The organism is Nocardiopsis lucentensis DSM 44048 (assembly GCF_000341125.1).
Taxonomy (GTDB): domain Bacteria; phylum Actinomycetota; class Actinomycetes; order Streptosporangiales; family Streptosporangiaceae; genus Nocardiopsis; species Nocardiopsis lucentensis.
Genome location: NZ_ANBC01000932.1, coordinates 1 through 5,404, shown reverse-complemented (window position 1 = coordinate 5,404; position 5,404 = coordinate 1). Strand labels below are relative to the sequence as shown.

Sequence of the window (5,404 nt, the reverse complement as noted above, 5' to 3'; positions counted from 1 at the left end):
CCCCTCACAAGGCTTCCACACCCGGCCTATCAACCCTATCGTCTCTAGGGAGTCTTACCCTCTCAAAGGAGGCAGGAGACCTCATCTCGAAGCAAGCTTCCCGCTTAGATGCTTTCAGCGGTTATCCCTCCCGAACGTAGCCAACCAGCCATGCCCTTGGCAGGACAACTGGCACACCAGAGGTTCGTCCGTCCCGGTCCTCTCGTACTAGGGACAGCCCTTCTCAAGTCTCCAACGCGCACAGCGGATAGGGACCGAACTGTCTCACGACGTTCTAAACCCAGCTCGCGTGCCGCTTTAATGGGCGAACAGCCCAACCCTTGGGACCAACTCCAGCCCCAGGATGCGACGAGCCGACATCGAGGTGCCAAACCATCCCGTCGATACGGACTCTTGGGGAAGATCAGCCTGTTATCCCCGGGGTACCTTTTAGCCGTTGAGCGACACCGCTTCCACACGCCGGTGCCGGATCACTAGTCCCAGCTTTCGCTCCTGCTCGACACGTCCGTCTCACAGTCAAGCTCCCTTGTGCACTTACACTCAACACCTGATTACCAACCAGGCTGAGGGAACCTTTGGGCGCCTCCGTTACTCTTTAGGAGGCAACCGCCCCAGTTAAACTACCCACCAGACACTGTCCCCGAACCGGATCACGGTCCAAAGTTAGATGCCCGAAACAGTCAGAGTGGTATTTCACCAACGCCTCCACCGCCACTAGCGTGACAGCTTCACCGGCTCCCACCTATCCTACACAAACCATCCCAAACACCAATGTCAAGCTATAGTGAAGGTCCCGGGGTCTTTCCGTCCTGCTGCGCGAAACGAGCATCTTTACTCGTAGTGCAATTTCACCGGGCCCATGGTTGAGACAGTGGGGAAGTCGTTACGCCATTCGTGCAGGTCGGAACTTACCCGACAAGGAATTTCGCTACCTTAGGATGGTTATAGTTACCACCGCCGTTTACTGGCGCTTAGATTCCCAGCTTCGCGGGCCGAAACCCACTAACCAGTCCTCTTAACGTTCCAGCACCGGGCAGGCGTCAGTCCGTATACAGCGTCTTACGACTTCGCACGGACCTGTGTTTTTAATAAACAGTCGCTTCCCCCCGCTATCTGCGACCCCACCCAGCTCCAGAGGAAAACTCTTTCACCAGACAGGGCTCCCCTTCTCCCAAAGTTACGGGGACAATTTGCCGAGTTCCTTAACCATGGTTCACCCGAACGCCTCGGTATTCTCTACCTGACCACCTGCGTCGGTTTAGGGTACTGGCCACACACGAACTCGCTAGAGGCTTTTCTCGACAGCATGGGATCACTCACTTCACCAAAAACGGCTCGGCATCACGTCTCAGCCACACGGCATGCGGATTTACCAACACACCAGCCTACACGCTTACCCCCGGACAACCACCGCCGGGTAGAGCTACCCTCCTGCGTCACCCCATCACTTACCTACTACAACATCGGTTCCCAGACCAGAAACCAACCCCAACCCGAAGGTCGAAGAAGGNGTCACCCCATCACTTACCTACTACAACATCGGTTCCCAGACCAGAAAACCCAAGCTCCCCGAAGGGACCCTAGGCATCCAGCGTGGTTAGCATCCGTCGCCTCGATACTGGACGCTCGTGCACGGGTACGGGAATATCAACCCGTTATCCATCGACTACGCCTGTCGGCCTCGCCTTAGGTCCAGACTCACCCTGGGCGGATTAACCTGCCCCAGGAACCCTTAGTCAATCGGCGGCAACGTTTCTCACGTTGCTTTCGCTACTCATGCCTGCATTCTCACTCGCACACCCTCCACCACACGATCACTCGGCAGCTTCACCGGATGCACGACGCTCCCCTACCAACCCAGCCAAACGACTGGGCTCCACAGCTTCGGCGGTGTGCTTTAGCCCCGCTACATTATCGGCGCAGAACCACTTGACCAGTGAGCTATTACGCACTCTTTAAAGGATGGCTGCTTCTAAGCCAACCTCCTGGTTGTCTCAGCAACTCCACAACCTTTCCCACTTAGCACACGCTTAGGGGCCTTAGCTGATGATCTGGGCTGTTTCCCTCTCGACTACGAAGCTTATCCCCCGCAGTCTCACTGCCGCGCTTCACTTCACCGGCATTCGGAGTTTGTCTGACGTCAGTAACCTTGTCGGGCCCATCAGCCAAACAGTAGCTCTACCTCCAGCAAGAAACACGCGACGCTGCACCTAAATGCATTTCGGGGAGAACCAGCTATCACGGAGTTTGATTGGCCTTTCACCCCTACCCACACCTCATCCCCCAGGTTTTCAACCCTGGTGGGTTCGGGCCTCCACGAGGTCTTACCCCCGCTTCACCCTGGACATGGGTAGATCACCCCGCTTCGGGTCCACAGCATGCGACTCAACGCCCTCTTCAGACTCGGTTTCCCTACGGCTACCCCACCCGGGTTAACCTCGCCACACACCATGACTCGCAGGCTCATTCTTCAAAAGGCACGCCATCACCAACCCGAAAGTCAGCTCTGACGGCTTGACAGCACACGGTTTCAGGTACTATTTCACGACCCCTCACCGGGGCACTTTTCACCTTTCCCTCACGGTACTAGTGCACTATCGGTCACCAGGACGTATTTTGGCTTAGCAGGTGGTCCTGCCAGATTCACACGGAATTCCTCGGGCTCCGCGCTACTCGGGAGAACATCAACACCTAGACTCTTCCTTCACCTACGGGACTCTCACCCACTCCGGTACCGCTTCCCAACGGATTCAGCTAGAAGAACCATCAGCGCTCCAGGCCGGCAGACCTGAAAAGATGCACCCCACAACCCCGCACACGCAACGACTGCCGTCTATCACACGCGCACGGTTTAGCCTCTTCCCCGTTCGCTCACCACTACTCAGGGAATCACTGTTGTTTACTCTTCCTACGGGTACTGAGATGTTTCACTTCCCCGCGTCACCACCAACTGCCCTATACATTCAGACAGCGGCAACCCGACACAACTCGGGCTAGGTTTCCCCATTCGGACACCCACGGATCAAAGCTCGGTTGACAACTCCCCGTGGACTATCGCGGCCTCCCACGTCCTTCATCGGCGCCTGGTGCCAAGGCATCCACCGTATGCCACTATCACTTGGCCACTACAGATAACAAGATGCTCGCGCACACTATTCACAAATCAAAACACCAACCGCATACCCAAACACCACTCAACCCACCACCAGGAAGAAACAACCTTCCCTCACCATGGCGACCCGAGAGTTCTCCGGGANCACTATTCACAAATCAAAACACCAACCGCATACCCAAACACCACTCACACCAGAAGCAAGAAGACTCATCGTCTCCCACCACCAGAACAAGAGTTCTCCGGGGCGGTCCGCGGGAACCAACCCAAGGGTTGCTTCCTCAGACACCCAACAGCGCGCCCCCGGGCGCTTCTAGTCGCCCGGGGCAAAGTTCGATTCTCATCTAAGCCACTCCCAACCGGTTCCACCAAGGGAACCCGGCGGGTCCACTTTCGAGTCCGACCAGCACATAGGAAAAACGCTGGTCTGTGAAAGACTCCTTAGAAAGGAGGTGATCCAGCCGCACCTTCCGGTACGGCTACCTTGTTACGACTTCGTCCCAATCGCCAGCCCCACCTTCACTCATTCCCTCCCACAAGGGGTTGGGCCACAAGTTTCGGGTGTTGCCGACTTTCATGACGTGACGGGCGGTGTGTACAAGGCCCGGGAACGTATTCACCGCGGCGTTGCTGATCCGCGATTACTAGCGACTCCACCTTCATGGGGTCGAGTTGCAGACCCCAATCCGAACTGAGACCGGCTTTTAGGGATTCGCTCCACCTCACGGTATCGCACGCCCATTGTACCGGCCATTGTAGCATGTTTGCAGCCCAAGACATAAGGGGCATGATGACTTGACGTCGTCCCCACCTTCCTCCGAGTTGACCCCGGCAGTCTCCCATGAGTCCCCACCATTACGTGCTGGCAACATGGAACAAGGGTTGCGCTCGTTGCGGGACTTAACCCAACATCTCACGACACGAGCTGACGACAGCCATGCACCACCTGTCACCCACCAACTAAATGACCCCACATCTCTGCAGGTCCACGGGTGATGTCAAACCTTGGTAAGGTTCTTCGCGTTGCGTCGAATTAAGCAACATGCTCCGCCGCTTGTGCGGGCCCCCGTCAATTCCTTTGAGTTTTAGCCTTGCGGCCGTACTCCCCAGGCGGGGCGCTTAATGCGTTAGCTACGGCGCGGAAACCGTGGAAAGTCCCCACACCTAGCGCCCAACGTTTACGGCATGGACTACCAGGGTATCTAATCCTGTTCGCTCCCCATGCTTTCGCTCCTCAGCGTCAGGTAAGGCCCAGAGACCCGCCTTCGCCACCGGTGTTCCTCCTGATATCTGCGCATTTCACCGCTACACCAGGAATTCCAGTCTCCCCTACCTACCTCTAGCATGCCCGTATCCACTGCAGAACCGGAGTTAAGCCCCGGTCTTTCACAGCAGACGCGACACGCCGCCTACGAGCTCTTTACGCCCAATAATTCCGGACAACGCTCGGACCCTACGTATTACCGCGGCTGCTGGCACGTAGTTAGCCGGTCCTTATTCCCCACCTACCGTCAACCCCGGGAGAACCCGGAGCCTGCGTTGGTGGTAAAAGAGGTTTACAACCCGAAGGCCGTCATCCCCCACGCGGCGTCGCTGCGTCAGGCTTTCGCCCATTGCGCAATATTCCCCACTGCTGCCTCCCGCAGGAGTCTGGGCCGTGTCTCAGTCCCAGTGTGGCCGGTCGCCCTCTCAGGCCGGCTACCCGTAATCGCCTTGGTAGGCCGTTACCCCACCAACAAGCTGATAGGCCGCGAGCCCATCCCTGACCGAAAAACTTTCCACCCTCCACCATGAGGTGGTGGGTCGTATCCGGTATTAGACGGCGTTTCCACCGCTTATCCCGGAGTCAGGGGCAGGTTGCTCACGTGTTACTCACCCGTTCGCCGCTCGTGTACCCCGAAGGGCCTTACCGCTCGACTTGCATGTGTTAAGCACGCCGCCAGCGTTCGTCCTGAGCCAGGATCAAACTCTCCATAAAGGTCACTCAACCCTGCCCGACCACCTGAAAGGGGTCTGGGCGGGTAAACCTAGAAGTAATCCTGACCAACCACTCTCGTGGTTAATCAAAGGAACCCTTCACACCGAACACGTGGTTCGTGTGTGACGGGGCCAAAACAAACATGGCTTAAAGAAAATCAAACACGCGCTGTTGAGTTCTCAAGAAACAACCGCTCTTCCCGTACAAGCCCCGGACGGTGTGTCCGGTCGCTCTTCCGTGGAAGGCGTCTGCGTTTCCGCTTTGTTGTGTCTTTACTTTATCAGGTGTTCCGTGTCCCGCCAAATCGGCGGTTT

The 5,404-nt window shown here is 56.9% G+C and carries 2 rRNA genes; both read right to left on the bottom strand.

Annotated elements, in window-relative coordinates:
* Window positions 1–3,125 (bottom strand): 23S ribosomal RNA (locus tag D471_RS41205); the annotation flags it as partial.
* A gap of 432 nt (window positions 3,126–3,557) precedes the next feature.
* A 16S ribosomal RNA gene (locus D471_RS0131990) occupies window positions 3,558–5,090 on the bottom strand.
* Window positions 5,091–5,404: the final 314 nt, after the last annotated feature.